Annotated in this window: 17 protein-coding genes; 10 read left to right on the plus strand and 7 right to left on the minus strand. The window is 70.0% G+C overall.

Annotated elements, in window-relative coordinates:
- Positions 1-416: 416 nt before the first annotated feature.
- The 5 genes from OF380_RS20050 to OF380_RS20070 all read right to left on the minus strand — a co-directional run bounded on the left by OF380_RS20050 (position 417) and on the right by OF380_RS20070 (position 4,439).
- Complete coding sequence (locus OF380_RS20050) at positions 417-1,412, minus strand: efflux RND transporter periplasmic adaptor subunit (protein ID WP_264047047.1); 996 nt, start codon at positions 1,410-1,412, stop codon at positions 417-419.
- Positions 1,413-1,426: 14 nt separating this feature from the next.
- Positions 1,427-1,621, minus strand: coding sequence for a DUF1656 domain-containing protein (locus tag OF380_RS20055; RefSeq protein ID WP_264047049.1), 195 nt, complete (start codon positions 1,619-1,621; stop codon positions 1,427-1,429).
- Positions 1,621-3,537: an FUSC family protein gene (locus OF380_RS20060; RefSeq protein ID WP_264051407.1), complete on the minus strand. Its 1,917-nt coding sequence runs from the start codon at positions 3,535-3,537 to the stop codon at positions 1,621-1,623. The genes OF380_RS20055 and OF380_RS20060 overlap by 1 nt, the downstream gene beginning before the upstream one ends.
- A 110-nt stretch (positions 3,538-3,647) precedes the next feature.
- The gene (locus OF380_RS20065; protein ID WP_264047050.1) at positions 3,648-4,064 is read right to left on the minus strand and encodes a DUF4345 domain-containing protein; all 417 of its coding nucleotides are present in this window, start codon (positions 4,062-4,064) and stop codon (positions 3,648-3,650) included.
- Positions 4,065-4,160: 96 nt separating this feature from the next.
- Positions 4,161-4,439 carry a hypothetical protein gene (locus tag OF380_RS20070; protein WP_404810623.1) on the minus strand — a complete coding sequence of 93 codons (279 nt, stop codon included), beginning with the start codon at positions 4,437-4,439 and terminating at the stop codon, positions 4,161-4,163.
- Between the two features lie 208 nt (positions 4,440-4,647).
- Here OF380_RS20070 and OF380_RS20075 point away from each other — a divergent pair, with 208 nt between their 5' ends.
- Positions 4,648-5,283, plus strand: a complete 636-nt coding sequence (locus tag OF380_RS20075) for a glutathione S-transferase family protein (protein ID WP_264047051.1) — start codon at positions 4,648-4,650, stop codon at positions 5,281-5,283.
- A gap of 278 nt (positions 5,284-5,561) precedes the next feature.
- Here the strand turns inward: OF380_RS20075 and OF380_RS20080 are convergent, their stop codons facing one another.
- Positions 5,562-6,092, minus strand: a complete 531-nt coding sequence (locus OF380_RS20080; RefSeq protein WP_264047053.1) for a DUF2147 domain-containing protein — start codon at positions 6,090-6,092, stop codon at positions 5,562-5,564.
- 229 nt (positions 6,093-6,321) lie between these two features.
- Between OF380_RS20080 and ndk the strand changes: the two genes are divergently transcribed.
- Together ndk and OF380_RS20090 are read left to right on the plus strand one after the other, a co-directional pair.
- On the plus strand, positions 6,322-6,744 hold the full coding sequence (gene ndk / locus OF380_RS20085; protein WP_056468908.1) for a nucleoside-diphosphate kinase: 423 nt from the start codon (positions 6,322-6,324) through the stop codon (positions 6,742-6,744).
- Positions 6,745-6,880: 136 nt separating this feature from the next.
- Positions 6,881-7,258 carry a hypothetical protein gene (locus OF380_RS20090; RefSeq protein ID WP_264047056.1) on the plus strand — a complete coding sequence of 126 codons (378 nt, stop codon included), beginning with the start codon at positions 6,881-6,883 and terminating at the stop codon, positions 7,256-7,258.
- Between the two features lie 26 nt (positions 7,259-7,284).
- Here the strand turns inward: OF380_RS20090 and OF380_RS20095 are convergent, their stop codons facing one another.
- Positions 7,285-8,409, minus strand: a complete 1,125-nt coding sequence (locus tag OF380_RS20095) for an AI-2E family transporter (RefSeq protein WP_264047057.1) — start codon at positions 8,407-8,409, stop codon at positions 7,285-7,287.
- Between the two features lie 300 nt (positions 8,410-8,709).
- Between OF380_RS20095 and OF380_RS20100 the strand changes: the two genes are divergently transcribed.
- The 7 genes from OF380_RS20100 (at position 8,710) to OF380_RS20130 (ending at position 14,242) form a co-directional block, all read left to right on the plus strand.
- On the plus strand, positions 8,710-9,012 hold the full coding sequence (locus OF380_RS20100; RefSeq protein ID WP_264047058.1) for an acyl carrier protein: 303 nt from the start codon (positions 8,710-8,712) through the stop codon (positions 9,010-9,012).
- A 78-nt stretch (positions 9,013-9,090) separates the two neighbouring features.
- Positions 9,091-9,561 (plus strand): 3-hydroxyacyl-ACP dehydratase FabZ family protein, encoded by a 471-nt coding sequence (locus OF380_RS20105; RefSeq protein ID WP_264047060.1) that lies wholly within the window; start codon positions 9,091-9,093, stop codon positions 9,559-9,561.
- Between the two features lie 10 nt (positions 9,562-9,571).
- Positions 9,572-10,711 carry a beta-ketoacyl-ACP synthase gene (locus tag OF380_RS20110; RefSeq protein WP_264047062.1) on the plus strand — a complete coding sequence of 380 codons (1,140 nt, stop codon included), beginning with the start codon at positions 9,572-9,574 and terminating at the stop codon, positions 10,709-10,711.
- 59 nt (positions 10,712-10,770) lie between these two features.
- On the plus strand, positions 10,771-12,054 hold the full coding sequence (locus OF380_RS20115) for a beta-ketoacyl-ACP synthase (RefSeq protein ID WP_264047064.1): 1,284 nt from the start codon (positions 10,771-10,773) through the stop codon (positions 12,052-12,054).
- Positions 12,051-12,818, plus strand: coding sequence for an SDR family NAD(P)-dependent oxidoreductase (locus OF380_RS20120; RefSeq protein ID WP_264047065.1), 768 nt, complete (start codon positions 12,051-12,053; stop codon positions 12,816-12,818). Before OF380_RS20115 ends, OF380_RS20120 begins: the two co-directional genes overlap by 4 nt.
- Before the next feature lie 8 nt (positions 12,819-12,826).
- Positions 12,827-13,105 carry an SH3 domain-containing protein gene (locus OF380_RS20125; protein ID WP_264047067.1) on the plus strand — a complete coding sequence of 93 codons (279 nt, stop codon included), beginning with the start codon at positions 12,827-12,829 and terminating at the stop codon, positions 13,103-13,105.
- Positions 13,106-13,219: 114 nt separating this feature from the next.
- Positions 13,220-14,242, plus strand: coding sequence for a zinc-binding dehydrogenase (locus OF380_RS20130; RefSeq protein ID WP_264047069.1), 1,023 nt, complete (start codon positions 13,220-13,222; stop codon positions 14,240-14,242).
- Positions 14,243-14,263 lie beyond the last annotated feature (21 nt).

Genomic DNA, 14,263 nt, shown 5'->3' on the forward strand with positions numbered 1-14,263 from the left:
GATCATTCGGCGGCGGAAGCGGCCGAGGTGGGGCTTGGTGCATGTCTGAAGTCGTGCCGTGCTGGCCGCTTCTGCGCCCCGGAGACCGCTTCCGTCCCGTTATTCGCGTGTGTGCTGCTCAACGTCCGGGTCGAATCAACCCCGGATGATCGCCGCAGCCGCCTGCTGGGGTGGCGTCATTCCCAAATCTCCTGCGTCCGGTCGGTCGTGATCGTTATCCGATCAAGGCCTCCTCGTTGCTTGAGTTGTGCTTTGCCGTCGAAGCACCGGATCAGACTGCGACCCAATCTGTCAGGCGTCAAGAGCCTATTTGCGGGATTTCGCGACTGTATCCAGTCCCGATGGAACGCCCTTAAAAATCAGTGCCTTCCCAGTCTCTTGGCGTGGGATGCAACCCTTGGACCCGGGGTCACAGCTTACGGGGTCGGCGCCACGGCGCCGCTCAAGCGGGCACGCAGGCGTGCGAGCCAGTCGTCGCGATAGGTGCCGGGCTCGCCCACCGAGACCGTGGCGGTCATGCCGGCCACCAGGGTGAGGCCCTCGGGCACCCCCTCGATACGGATGCGCACGGGCACGCGCTGCGCCAGCCGCACCCAGGTATAGACCGGATCGACATTCGGCAGCCCCTGCGTGCTCGCGGTTGCGTTGGCGGTGCTGATGCCCAGCGTGATGCTGTCGACCGTTCCTCGGATCAGGGGGTCGTAGCCGAGGAGTTCGGCCGTGACCGGATCGCCCACGTGGATGTGAGCCATCTTGGTCTCCTCGAAGTAGCCGTCGATCCAGAAGGAATCGGTATCGATCACCGCGATGTTGACCGTACCGGTGGTGGCGTAGTCGCCAGGGCGCAGGAGCAGGTTCGTCACCCGGCCGTTCACCGGTGATCGCACCTGGGTGCGCTGAAGATTGACCTTGGCCTGCGAGAGCTGCGCTTTGGCCGAGGCGACGGCGGCCTCCGCGATCCGGGCGGTGCCGGCATATTGCTGCTTCTCCTCTACGGAGGTGGAGAGAGTGGTGAGCGCTTCGCGCCGCGCGGCCTGCGTGCGCTTGACCTGAAGGTCGGCCTCCCGGTTGTCGAGTTCGGCCTGGGCGGAGGCGACCGAGACCTCGAAGTCGAAGGGATCGATGACGTAGAGCACGTCGCCCTTTCGCACCTGCCGGTTGTCGGAGACGCGCAGCTCGGTGATTTGGCCCGAGACCTGGGGCGCGACGCTCGCCACCTGCACGCGCACCCGCCCATCGCGGGTCCAGGGCGCGGTGACGTAGAACTGCCAGACCAGCGCCGCCGCCACGACGGCGCAGGCCAGGATGATTCCGGTCACGAGGAGGCGGAGCAGCCAGCGACCGCGACCGGGCGGGCGCGGGCGCGTGTCCGGGGGCTCGGACGTGGAAGGTGCGGCGGTCTCGCCGCGCATGTCGTCGGCCATCGTCAGAACAACACGATCAGGAGGGCGAGGATACAGACGTAGAGGCCGGCCTCCGCCAGGGGCGGATTGGCGACGTAGCGGCTGATACGCAGCCGGGCGGAGACGAGGCGCAGGACCACGAGGATCGCCAGCGCTCCGGCGGCATAGGCGACAAAGGGCGAGACCAGCACGCCACCGAGATCGAGGTCGCTGCGCATCAGGCCGCCATCACGCCGAGGCGGCGCAGGAAGCGCCCCTGGACCTCGGTGACGTGCGCGGCCGTGGTCAGGTCGCTGACCGCGCGGGCGAGATGCAGGCGTGTCTCCGGCGCTGCCGTGCCGCCGGCCGCCAGAAAGGCGCGCGCGGCGTCCCGCATACCGGCGGCATCGACCGCCACGATGGCCGTGCGGGCGCGCTCGACCGCCGCCGCGAGCGACGCGTCGCACGCCAGGCCGCGCAATTGCGCATGGGCGCGCGCGGCGGCGGATTCCATCCGCGCGAGGTCGAAGGCCCGGTCCAGGCTGGCCCGGCGGACGGCACCGCTGCCCGAACTCCAGCGGGCGAACTGCAGAAGGCGATCGCTGTTGAGGCTGGTCCGGGTCGTGGCGTCGCCGCCCTGCCCGGCCAACGCGTCCACCAGGGCGCGGCGCGCCGAGTCGAGGGCGAAGGCCCGGTGCCGTGCGTTCGAGACCGGCAGGATCACCCGCACCGTGAAGAACAGGATCAGCGCCGCCACGACGACCAGGAAGGCATTGCTAAGAAAACCCTGCGGATCATAGGTCTGCGGGTTGGCGGGCGAGAGCAGAACAGGGAAGAACACCAGCAGGATGAAGCCGATCCCGAAGGTCGGCGGGTTGAGGCTGAGAAAGCAGGCGGCGAAGACCACCGGCGCCATGGCGATGGCCAACAGCGGGAATCCCTGTACGCCCGCCAGCGCGCCGAACAGCACGATCCCGGCACAGAGAGCGGCCACCGGCATGCCGATGAGCACGCCCTTGGCGAAGACCCGGGGGTCCGGCGTGATCGACGACAGCGCGCAGGTGGAGGCGACCTGCACCAGGGCGAAAGAGGTCGCGGGCCAGCCGGCGGCGATGAAGAACAGCGCGCTCAACCCGAATGCGATCGCGACGCGAAGGGCGCCCCGCAGAGCTTCCGGCATGTCGCGATGGGTGGGCAGGGGCACGTTGCGCAGGGGTTGCCCGCCCCGCGCCAGGACACCGTAGCCGTCCTGCGCGAACACCGCCGCACGGGCGAAATCGAGCGACCGCTGCAGGGCCAGGATCTCGTCCAGGGGAGTCTCATTCGCGCGGGTGGCCGATCCTACCAGCGCCGCGTCCACCAGTTCGGACAGGCGCGCCACCGCCGCATCGGGGTCGGCTTCGGCCTCGGTCAGGCCCACGCAGAGGCGCCGTGCTTCCGCGACGGCGGGCGAGGGCTCGGACAGGCGCGCGATCGCGGCCCCGAGGTGGCGGGCAGCGGCGGCCATGACGTAGAGCGCCGCGATGGCGCTGCGGGCACCGGCTGCCCGGTCCGGCCCGTCGTCGAGTTCGCCTGCGATGGCGCTGGTGTCCCCGCGCATCGCCGCGATCTTGCGAATCAGCGCGGCGGCGCGCTCAGAGCCGGGATCGCCCCGCGTCAGGGCCTCGCGCGCGAAGGCCTTCGTCTCCGCGATGGCCCCGCCCAGGGTATCACGCACCGAGCGCCAGATGCTGGGGCTACCCAGCGCGTCATTGATGAAGGTGATCGCCACGATGCCAAGGGTGATCGCCGCGACCCGGTCGACGGCGGCGTCGAAGGTGTTCTGCGGCGTATCGATATGCGCGATCGCGATGATCGCCACGGTGTAGCCGGAAAGCATGGCCCCGTAGGCGCGGGTATCCTGCAGGAAGTGGGCGGTGAAGACGCAGAGGCCGAGCCAGGTGGCGAAGGCGACGAGGAGCAGAACCCGATCCTGGGCGAACAAGGCCATCAGGCCGATCGCCACGGCGGCGCCGACCAGGGTGCCGAGGAACCGGTAGAGCGCCTTCGAGAGGGCCTGTCCCCGCGTGGGCTGGGCCAGGATGGCGACGCAGACGGCGGCCGAGGAGGCACTCGACAGTTGCAGCCAGAACGCCGCGTAGAGCGCCAGGATCATGGCGAGCCAGATCCGCAGGGCGAAGGCCCAGGCGGCGGGCCTGGGTACCACCCGCTCGGCGAAAGCCAGCACCCGATCGGGCAGGCCGGGCCGGCTCTCCGCACGGACGCTCACCCGCCAATGACCCGGGGATGGGCCTCAGCGTGCCGGGCCGCGACCCGTGCCTGCCACAGGCAGAGGAGCGGCGTAACGACCAGTTCCACCGCAAGCGCCGCCAGCATCAGGACGGACGGCAATCCGGTGAGCGCGAGACCGAGCAGGCGGGCGAGCCCGCCGAGTGCCACCACGAGGGTGAGGAAGCGGAACAGGGTGGTCTTGGCTTCGATGCCGGGCACGCAGGTCCAGAACAGGATGCCGATGCCCATGTGGAGGCCGGAGAGGTAGCGGAAATGGCTGTCGGCGGAGACGTCCACGAGGCCGCCGCGACCGAGGCCGTTCAAGCCGAACAGCACGCCGTAGAGGCCGGACATGACCGGAACGAGTGCCACCACCGCCACCGCGCGCTGCAGCGCCTGCCGTTCCCGCATCGTTGCACCTCGTGAGAAGACTCCAGACGATCGGCAACCGGGGCCGTCAGGCTTGCGTTCCTCGGCAGCCTGGAATCACGAGGGCTCGGGCGAGGCTCAGGCCTTGATCTCCTTCAGCCGCTTGACGCACTTGCTGTAATATTGCGGCCATTTCGGACCCTGCGCCGCCTTCTCGGAGACGGGGAGGGCTCGCCACTCGACGCCGCACTTCTTCTGGCGTTCGCGCGCCGCGCTCTGCCCGACACTGGGTTCCCGGCTTTCCTTGGCGGCCGCGGCCTGGGCCCAGGCGTCAGCGGCGGCAAAGGGACTCGTCAGGGCACCTGCCAGAAGGATGAAAGCCGCGAACAACGCGGCGGGACGATGCGAACGGAACAGCACTGAGGACCTCCGGGATCTCGGAACCCCGCGGGAGAGCGGGCCGGACGCATCACACCACAACCCTGGGCGAGGGCAAGCGCCATGCACACGCGCCGCGGTGCGGTCCACCGTTTCGCGCCGCTGGCACGCGCCCTGCAACCATGGGCTCGCGTTCCGGATTGATCCGGGGCATGAGACGAGCCTCCACTGGGCTGGACGAGAACGCATGGCACACGCGCCGGGAAAACCCATCGACGTGCACACCTGGAGCACGCCGAACGGCTGGAAGATCCCGATCATGCTGGAGGAATGCGGGCTGCCCTACCGGGTGGTGCCGGTGAATATCGGCCGGGGCGACCAGATGGCGCCGGATTTCCTGGCGATCTCGCCCAACAACAAGATTCCCGCCATCGTCGATCCGGACGGGCCGGGCGGCACCCCCGTGACGGTGTTCGAGTCGGGCGCGATCCTGCAATATCTCGGGCGCAAGACCGGGTGCCTCTACCCCGCCGACGAGCGGGCACGGGTGGCGGTGGACGAGTGGCTGTTCTGGCAGGTGGCGGGTTTCGGGCCGATGCTCGGCCAGGCACATCACTTCCGCATCTACGCGCAGGAGAAGATTCCCTACGCCATCGAGCGGTTCACGGCGGAGGCCCAGCGCCTCTACGGGGTCCTCGACCAGCGCCTCGCGGGCCGCGACTACGTGGCGGGCGACTACTCCATCGCGGACATCGCGATCCTGCCCTGGGCCAAGTACCACGAGAAGCAGAGCATCGATCTCGGCGGCCTGCCCAATGTCCGGGCCTGGCTCGACCGCGTGATGGCGCGGCCGGCGGTGCAGCGGGGATTCGCGGCGGTCTGAACGGGGTTTCGGTCGATCGCGAGCCGTGAATTCGTCCCGTCCTGCAGAATCTCTCGCTTCCCGCAAGGTGGACCGAGCAAGATTCGCTCGGGAACCGGATGACGACGGTCGGGCCGCAGCGAAGGTGAGTCGCAATGCGCTCCCTCTTCCGGGAAGAGGGGAGACCCGCGGATCCCTCTGGATGTGTGAGCCCGCCCGCTCTCAGGGGAAGAGCGACACGCGCGGGCTGCATCCACGCTGTGTCGATACGCGATCCGTTCGGGCTCGCTCGGGCGGTCTCACTCCGCCGGGGCAGCCTTCACGGGCGCGGCCTTGGCCGGCTTCGGCGCGGCCTTCGTGGCAGGCTCGGGCTGCGCGGCGGCCTGCTGGTTCACGTCGGGCACGCGGGTCCAGGTCTGTGAGCCGCACAGCACCTTGAGGAGGCAGCCGGAGACGGAGAGTTCGGAGTTGCTCTCGCGCTCCAGGCTGACCTGGTACATCTTGCCCTCGTCGGCATTGTAGATCTCACCGGAGAACTTCGCCTCCTCGGGCTTCAGATTGTCGAGGAGCGTCAGTCCGACCACCGGGCGGCTGCGCTTCTTCGGATCGGGATTTTTGATGTCCGTGCGCGGGGTCCCGTCCTCGTTGGTCGCGGTCTTGGCCCAGACCACCTTACCGCAGATGTTGGCGGCGGCCGGGCCGCAGCGGTCGATGCGGACCTTGGCGCGGCCATCCCCGGTGAGCCAGGTGCCCGAGGGGTCCTGCGCCGGAGCGGCGATGGCGGGAGCGAGGCCGGCGAGGATGAGGGCGGCGGGAAGGGCGACGCGCATGTCCGAGTCTCCGTGTGGCGTGGCTTCGGAAGAGGGGGCCGTTGTCGTCTGGCCACAGGAGGCGTCCGCATTCGGGCGATTTTCCGGCGCTGTTGCGCCAAAGCCATGACGGTCCGGAATCCTCCACTGTCCCCACGCGATCCCGCCTCGGGTTGAGGGTGGGGGATCCGCCCGCTATAAGCCCGGCGCCGAAGCCATTTTCGGCTGAGCGATCACAACCGGACGGACCATGGCCACCGAGCGCACCTTCTCCATCCTCAAGCCCGACGCGACGAAGCGGAACCTGACCGGCGCGGTCAACGCCGTGATCGAGAAGGCGGGCCTGCGCATCGTCGGCCAGCGCCGCATCCAGATGAGCCGCGCTCAGGCGGAAAAGTTCTACGAGATCCACAAGGAGCGCCCGTTCTTCGGCGAGCTCGTGGAATTCATGACCTCGGGCCCCGTCGTCGTTCAGGTGCTCGAGGGCGAGAACGCCGTCGCGAAGTACCGTGAAGTCATGGGCGCCACCAACCCGGCCAATGCCGACGAGGGCACCATCCGCAAGACCTTCTCGGAGTCGGTCGGCGAGAACACGGTCCACGGTTCGGACAGCCTCGAGAACGCCAAGGCCGAGATCGCCCAGTTCTTCCAGGATTCCGACATCGTCGGCTGATCGCCGCATTGGGCGCCGAGGCCCGCGAAGGGCTTCGGCGTTTACGGCTCCAGTGTGGCCCCGGCGCCCTTGCGCGGCGGGGATGCGCCCGTGACACCGGTTCGTTCCCGAATCGCTTTCACGGACCCAAAATTCCATGCGCCTCACCGCCCCGCGCACCGGCCGGCCCCTGCTCGCCGCCGGCCTGCTCTCGCTCGTCGCCGCCTGCAACGCCAACCAGACCGGGCCGACCGCGTCGCTCGCAGGCTATACCCCCGATCCCGCGCTGAAGACCGCCTCCACGGGCAACCTGACCGGCCGCGTGCGCCACGCCTGCACGGTCACCCAGGCCCGCCTGCAGAACGTCTCCGAGGTGTCGCTGGCCCGCCCCTGCGGCTGCTACGCGAACCGGACGCTCGCGAACCTCGACAAGGGCGAGCTCGACGCCTACCGCACCACCGGCTACTTCAACGATTCGGCTCGCGCCAAGGCGCTCTCCGCCCTCGACAGCTGCCAGTTGCCCCGTCCGGCCTGAGACCAGGGCCCTGACGCGCCCCGGGCTCAGGCCCGGGGCTCCAGAGCCGCGGCGCCGTCGGTGAATTCGCGCCAGAGCAGGATCAGCGCCGCCATCACGGCCGGTCCCAGGAATAACCCGAGCAGCCCGAAGCTCTCGACGCCGCCGAGGATGCCGAGCAGCACCCAGAGGAAGGGCAGGCGGGTCGTGCCGCCGATCAGCGCCGGACGCACGAAGTGGTCCGCCACGAAGGTGACGACGAAGCCCGCCGCCAGCACGACCACCGCCGGCACCACCGCGCCACCGGCGAGCAGGATCAGGGCCGCACACCCGAAGACCAGCGGCGCTCCGAACGGGATCATGGCCGCCACCGCCGTCAGTGCCCCGAGCAGAACCGGGTGCGGCACTCCGGCGAAGTAGTAGACGATCCCGAGAAGCACGCCCTCGCCGAGCCCGACCAGGACGAGGCCGTCCACGGTGCCGTGGACCGAGGCCACCATCTGTCGCGCCACCCGCTCCCCCCGCGGCCCGAACAGCTTTGCGCTCGCGGTCAGCACCTGCGCGGCCACCGCGCGGCCATCCCGGAACAGGAAGAACAGGGCGACCAGGGTGAAGCCGAACAGGACCGAGCGCCGGACGATCTGCGCCCCGAGGCTGCGGGTCACGCCGATCACCGAGGAATTGTCGAGGCGGTGCAGCAGCTCGGACCCGGCGGCCGGGTGGCTCAGGTTCTGCGCCCACCAGCCCTGGGCCTGGGCCGCGAAGGGGAGACGGGCCAGGAAGTCGGGTACCGGGATGCCGGTCCGCTCGAAGGTGCGAACCCAGGTCACCACGTCATGGGCCTCCCGCGCCGCCTGGATGCCCAGGACCACGAGGGGCAGCAGGAAGACCAGGGCGACCGCTGCCGTCACCAGGGCCGGCAGGGCGATGTTGTGCCCACCCGGCGGCCAGCGCCGCTCGACCCGGGCGTAGAGGGGGCCGAGCGCGATCGCGAGGATCACGGCCCAGACCAGGGCCGGAATGAAGGGGTGCAGTACCCAAAGGCCGAGCGCCGACAGGGCCAGCACCAGGGCGAGGCGGGCGAAACCCTGCGCCTGCTCCGACGGCGGGTGCGCCCCCGCACGTGCCGACGCTGCGGTGTCGAAGGAACCGGGAGGAGGGGGAAGCGCCATCGTCTCACCTGTTGTCGTGCGGATCGGCAGCCCGCGGGGCCGCTCCGTCTCGCCGGAGCATCTAGTCCGCTCGGGTCGGATCGGAATGGCGGCGACCGCCCATCGCGAGGCCGTGATGGCCAAGGTTGCCCCTCCAACCCCCCTCGTGTAAGTGACCGCCTTCACGGTCCGGGGCGGCGAAGGCCGGCCCCCGGGGCATGCTGCGCGACCGGGGGCACCGGGCATCATGCGCCGGATCGTTCCGGCCGCGATCGGCACGGGCCGGTCCCGGCGGGATATCCAGTCACACGGCGAGAACGCATGTCCGAGCAGACCCACACCGCCACTTTCGACCGTGTCGCGGACATCATCGCCGACACCGCCGACATCCCGCGGGAGACGATCACCCCCGAGAGCCACGCCATCGACGATCTCGGCATCGATTCGCTCGCCTTCCTCGACATCGCCTTCGCGGTGGACAAGGCCTTCGGCATCAAGCTCCCCCTCGAGCGTTGGACCCAGGAGGTCAACGAGGGCAAGGTGCCGGCCGAGGAATACTTCGTCCTGAAGAATCTTTGCGCCCGCATCGACGCGCTGGTGGCCGAGAAGGCCGCCAAAGCCTGAACACAGGCGTGATCTTGGCTGTCGTGATCCGGCGCGGCCTCTTCGAAAAACCGGCCCGGCCGGAACCCTGAGTACGCCATGCGCCTCGAATATTTCGAGATGATCGATGCCGTGACCCGGTTCGACCGCGAGGCCGGCCGGATCGAGGCCCTGGCCCGCGTGCCGATGGAGAGCCCGGTCTTCGAGGGGCACTTCCCCGAGCATCCCCTGGTGCCGGGCGTGCTCCTCACCGAGACCATGGCGCAGGCCTCGGGCTACCTCGTCCTCGCCCATCTCGGATTCCGGCAGATGCCGTTCCTAATGGGTGTCGACAAGGCGCGCTTCCGCGCCTTCGTCGGCCCGGGTGCCGAGTTGCAGATCGAGGCGAGCCTGGAGCATGACGGCTCGGGTTACGCCGTGACCAAGGCCGCGATCCGCCACGACGGCAAGCCGCTCGCCAATGCCGAGCTGCGCTTCCGCACCATGCCCTTCCCGGCCGGGCTCGACGCACCGATGCGCGAGCGGGCCCGCCGGATCGGCCTGTTCGACCTCGCGGGCGAGCCCGCATGAGCATGACCGCATGAGCGAACTTCGCGACGTCGTCGTCACCGGCATCGGCCTCGTCTCCTGCGCGGGCGAGGGCATCGCGGCCCATCTCGCGGCCCTGGAGGCGGGCGCCCCGGCGCGCACCGACACGGAAAGCTTCGCGCCCTACACGGTACACCCGGTCGCGCCGCTCGCCCTCGACGGGCAGATCCCGAAGAAGTCCGACCAGCGCCAGATGGAGCCGTGGCAGCGCCTGGGCGTCTATGCCGCCGGCCTCGCCCTCGACTCCGCCGGGGTGAAGGGGGATGCGGACCTGAAGGGCCGCATGCACCTCGTGGTGGCCTGCGGTGGCGGCGAGCGCGACACGGCGGTGGACGGGGCCATCCTCACCGGCCTACGGGACGCGGCCGAGCCGGGCGCCTACCTCAACGAGCGCCTGCAGAACGACCTGCGGCCAACCCTGTTCCTGGCCCAGCTCTCGAACCTGCTCGCGGGCAACATCGGCATCGTCCACGGGGTCACGGGCGCCTCGCGCACCTTCATGGGTGAGGAGGCCGCCGGCACCGACGCCCTGCGGATCGCCCAGGCGCGGATCGCCTCGGGTCAGGTCGACTGCATGCTGGTGGGCGGTTCCTACAGCGCCGAACGCCCCGACGTAATGGTGATCCACGAGATGGGCGGTTACCTGCGGGCGCGGGATTTCCGTCCCGTCTTCGATCGCGACGGCGACGGCGAGGCCGGCTTCATCCTCGGGAGCTCTGCCGCCTTCCTGGTTATCGAGGCGGCCGAACACGCCGCCGCGCGCGGCGCCCGGGCTCTGGCACGCCTCGGCCCGGTCGCGAGCGAGCGCACGCGGCGCGCGCCCGGCAGCACGGAGGCCAGCCTCACCGCGCTCTGGGCGGCGACGGGTGGTGGCCAGCCGGACGCCATCCTCTCCGGGGCCACGGGCGTCGCCCCCGTGACGACGGAGGAGGCAGCGGCCCTGCGGCGCCTCGCCCCGAGCGCACCGATCACGGCCCTGGGCGACGTCATCGGCCACAGCCTGGAGACCGCGGCCCCCTTCGGCGCCGCCCTGGCGGCGGGCCTGATCTCGGAGCGAGGGTTGTCCGAGGTCGCGATCACGGTGGTGGGCCACCGGCGCGGCGAAGGCGTGATCCGGGTGACGGCGGCCTGACGATGCGGGACCGTTCGGCGCATGCAGACGGTCCAGGGAACACGGTGTAGATCAGCGCGATGACGAACTCATCCCTCCGCGACGCGAAAGGCCGCCCCCTCGTGGCGGTGACCGGCCTCGGCATCGTTACTTCCCTCGGACAGGGACAATCCGACAACTGGGCCGCGCTCACGGCCGGCCGCTCCGGCATCCACGCGATCCGGCGCTTCCCCACGGACGGCCTGCGCACCCGCATTGCCGGCACCGTCGACTTCCTGGACACCGACCCCCTGGTGGCACCCGCTCTCTCGCAGCGCTTCGCGGAAGCCGCCGCCGACGAGGCGATCGCGCAGTCCGGCATCGGCCGCCCCGGCGACTTCCCCGGAGCCCTGTTCATCGCCGTGCCCCCGGTGGAGATCGAGTGGCCGCAGCGCCAGGCCCTGGCCGAAGCCTCGGGCCAGGACGGCCCGATCACCTATGCCGACCTGCAGCGTGCCGCCGCGAGCCGCCGCTTCGATGCCTGGCACGACCTCTTCATCTTCGGCACGGTGGCCGACCAGATCGCCGATCGCTTCGGCACCAAGGGCTCCCCGATCTCGCTCTCCACCGCCTGCTCGTCGGGCGCCACCGCGATCCAGCTCGGCGTCGAGGCGATCCGGCGCGGCGAGGTCACGGCCGCCCTCTGCATCGGCACCGACGGCTCGGTGAATCCGGAATCCCTGATCCGCTTCTCGCTGCTCTCGGCCCTCTCCACCCAGAACGATCCGCCCGAGGCCGCCTCGAAGCCGTTCTCGAAGAACCGCGACGGCTTCGTCATGGGCGAGGGGGCTGGGGCGCTGGTGCTGGAGAACGCCGAGGCCGCGCGGGCGCGGGGCGCGAAGATCCTCGGCTACGTGCTGGGATGCGGCGAGAAGGGGGACGGCTTCCACCGCACCCGCTCGAGTCCCGATGGCGCGCCGGGCATCGCGGCGATCCGCGCCGCCCTGGAGGATGCCGACACGGCACCCGACACCATCGACACCGTGAACGCACACGGCACCTCGACGCCGGAGAACGACAAGATGGAGGCGATGAGTTGCGCCGCCGTCTTCGGCGAGCGCATCCGCGCCCTGCCGGTCTCCTCCAACAAGTCGATGATTGGTCATACGCTCACCGCCGCCGGCGCAGTGGAGGCGGTGATCTCGCTCCTCACCATCGCGCATGGGCGCATCCCGCCCACCATCAACTACGCGGTCCCCGACCCCTCCATCCCCCTCGACATCGTCGCGCAGGCGCGCGACGTGCCCGTTCGCCGGGTCCTGTCGAACTCCTTCGGCTTCGGCGGCCAGAACACCTGCCTCGTGCTCGCGGACGAACCGGCATGAGCACGGGATCCGCGCGGCACGTCCTCGTCACCGGAGGCGCTTCCGGCCTCGGCGCGGCCATCGTGCGGTCGCTCGCCGCCGCCGGCCACGACGTGACCTTTACCTATCGCTCGTCCGGCGAGGCGGCGGAACAGCTCGTGGCGGAACTGTCGACCCTGTACCCGGATCGCGCAGTCACCGCGGCCTCCCTCGACCTGGCCGACCGTGCCGCCGTCGAGGCGTTCTGCGAGGGCATCGAGGGCAGCGACGGCTTCCACGGCTTCGTCCACAATGCCGGCCAGTCCTACGACGCGCTCGCGGCGATGCTGGACCAGGATCGGGCCGAGGCGGCCATGCAGGTGAACTTCTGGTCGCTCACCCGCTTCGCGAAGTCCCTCGTGCGGGGCATGACCCGCGCGCGCTCGGGGCGCATCGTCGCCATTGGTTCGGTGGCGGCACTGCAGGCCAATCCCGGCAATGCCGCCTACGCCGCCACGAAGGGCGCGCTGATCGCCTATTGCCGGACCCTCGCGATCGAATCGGCCAAGCGCGGGGTGACCGTGAACGTGATCGCGCCGGGCTTCATCGACACCGAGATGATGGCGCCCTATGCCGCCTACCGTGCCACCATGGAGCGGCAGATCCCCGCTGGCCGCTTCGCCAAGCCCGAGGACGTCGCGGCACTGGCGGCCTTCCTGATGGGGGAGGGTGCGGCCTACATCACCGGGGCGGTCCTACCGGTCGATGGCGGCCTCACCGCGATGATGGGCATCCACCGGTCATAGGACCCGTCATGTCCCCGCTCCGCCCGGCGCTCATCCTCGTTGTTCTAACCGCCGCCCCCGCTGGGGCCGCAGAGACGTTCCGCGTCGATGGCCTCCCGCGCGGCGAGACCCTGACCATCCGCGAGACGCCCGATGCCGCGGCACCCGCCCTCGGCCAGGCTCCGCTTGGAGCGCGCCTGCGCGGCTTCGGCTGCACCAGCGACACGCCGAGCGGCCTGACCTGGTGCCGCGTCAAGGCCGGCCCGATCCTCGGCTGGGCCCGGCGGCGCTACCTGTCGCCGGAGTGAATCCCGTCCGGTGGGTTGATGCCCAAAGCCTCGACAGCTAGCCAGGGCCGCATCTTCCTCTCTCCTTCTGCGGGGGAGGGTTCGACGGCGCCACCGGGAACAGAGACGAGACCCATGCAAGCCCTTCAGCTCCACGGCGACCGCGACCTGCGCCTCGAGGACGTCGCCGAGCCCGCCGCGCCCGGGCCCGGCGAGGTCCAGATCCGGGTCCGCGCGGTGGGGCTCAACTTCATCGACGTCTGGGGCTTTCGCGGCATGGCCTTCGCCAAACGTAAGCTGCCGCTCACCGTGGGCGCCGAGGCCGCGGGCGAGATCGTCTGCGTCGGGGAGGGGGTCGAGGGACTGGCGCCGGGCGACCCGGTGGCGATGTACGGCGCGCAGACCTGTGGGCAGTGCAAGGCTTGCCGGCAGGGCCGCGACAATCTCTGCGAGAACGTCTCCGGCGTGATGGGCTTCCATATCGACGGTTTTGCCCGGGAGCGGGTGACCATGCCGGCACGGCTCGTGATGCGGATGCCGGACGGCGTCAGCTTCACGGATGCGGCCTGCGCCCCCGTGGCGTTCGGCACCGTGCAGCACATGCTGTTCGACAATGCCCGCTTGGAACCCGGCGAAAGCATCCTCGTGCATGCCGGCGGCTCCGGCATCGGCACGGCAGCGATCAAGATGGCCAAGGCCATTGGCTGCACGGTGTTCACCACGGTGGGCGACGACATCAAGGGGGAGAAGGCACGGGCGCTCGGCGCCGACCACGTCATCAACTACCGCGAGGAGCGCTTCGAGGGCGAGGTCCGTCGCCTGACCAAGCGCAAGGGCGTAGATGTCGTGTTCGAGCATGTCGGCCCGGACACGTGGAACGGCTCGCTCCTGTGCCTCAAGCGGGGCGGCCGCCTCGTCACCTGCGGTTCGACATCCGGCGTCTCCACGACGATGAATTTGATGCAGCTCTTCCAGCAGCAGTACCGGATCACCGGCTCGTTCGGCTGCTCGATGGCCAATATCCGTGATGCCCTGGCCAAGATGGCGCAGGGTCTTACACCCGTAGTGGACACGGTTCTGCCGCTGGCGGATTTCGCGGAAGGGCTGGAGCGCCTGGAATCCCGCAAAGTCTTCGGCAAAATCCTCGTGACGCTCTGAGTTGCGGTGCACACGGGTGCA

Source organism: Methylobacterium sp. FF17, from assembly GCF_025813715.1.
Lineage (GTDB): Bacteria > Pseudomonadota > Alphaproteobacteria > Rhizobiales > Beijerinckiaceae > Methylobacterium > Methylobacterium flocculans.

Coding starts and splice junctions, on each gene's coding strand:
- OF380_RS20065 (WP_264047050.1), bottom strand. CDS start 4,064: ATGCGGGAACGGCAGGCGCTGCAGCGCGCGGTGGCGGTGGTGGCACTC.
- OF380_RS20120 (WP_264047065.1), top strand. CDS start 12,051: ATGAGCACGGGATCCGCGCGGCACGTCCTCGTCACCGGAGGCGCTTCC.
- OF380_RS20080 (WP_264047053.1), bottom strand. CDS start 6,092: ATGCGCGTCGCCCTTCCCGCCGCCCTCATCCTCGCCGGCCTCGCTCCC.
- OF380_RS20055 (WP_264047049.1), bottom strand. CDS start 1,621: ATGCGCAGCGACCTCGATCTCGGTGGCGTGCTGGTCTCGCCCTTTGTC.
- OF380_RS20110 (WP_264047062.1), top strand. CDS start 9,572: ATGAGCGAACTTCGCGACGTCGTCGTCACCGGCATCGGCCTCGTCTCC.
- OF380_RS20050 (WP_264047047.1), bottom strand. CDS start 1,412: ATGCGCGGCGAGACCGCCGCACCTTCCACGTCCGAGCCCCCGGACACG.
- OF380_RS20100 (WP_264047058.1), top strand. CDS start 8,710: ATGTCCGAGCAGACCCACACCGCCACTTTCGACCGTGTCGCGGACATC.
- OF380_RS20115 (WP_264047064.1), top strand. CDS start 10,771: ATGACGAACTCATCCCTCCGCGACGCGAAAGGCCGCCCCCTCGTGGCG.
- OF380_RS20125 (WP_264047067.1), top strand. CDS start 12,827: ATGTCCCCGCTCCGCCCGGCGCTCATCCTCGTTGTTCTAACCGCCGCC.
- OF380_RS20095 (WP_264047057.1), bottom strand. CDS start 8,409: ATGGCGCTTCCCCCTCCTCCCGGTTCCTTCGACACCGCAGCGTCGGCA.
- OF380_RS20130 (WP_264047069.1), top strand. CDS start 13,220: ATGCAAGCCCTTCAGCTCCACGGCGACCGCGACCTGCGCCTCGAGGAC.
- OF380_RS20090 (WP_264047056.1), top strand. CDS start 6,881: ATGCGCCTCACCGCCCCGCGCACCGGCCGGCCCCTGCTCGCCGCCGGC.
- ndk (WP_056468908.1), top strand. CDS start 6,322: ATGGCCACCGAGCGCACCTTCTCCATCCTCAAGCCCGACGCGACGAAG.
- OF380_RS20105 (WP_264047060.1), top strand. CDS start 9,091: ATGCGCCTCGAATATTTCGAGATGATCGATGCCGTGACCCGGTTCGAC.
- OF380_RS20075 (WP_264047051.1), top strand. CDS start 4,648: ATGGCACACGCGCCGGGAAAACCCATCGACGTGCACACCTGGAGCACG.
- OF380_RS20060 (WP_264051407.1), bottom strand. CDS start 3,537: ATGATCCTGGCGCTCTACGCGGCGTTCTGGCTGCAACTGTCGAGTGCC.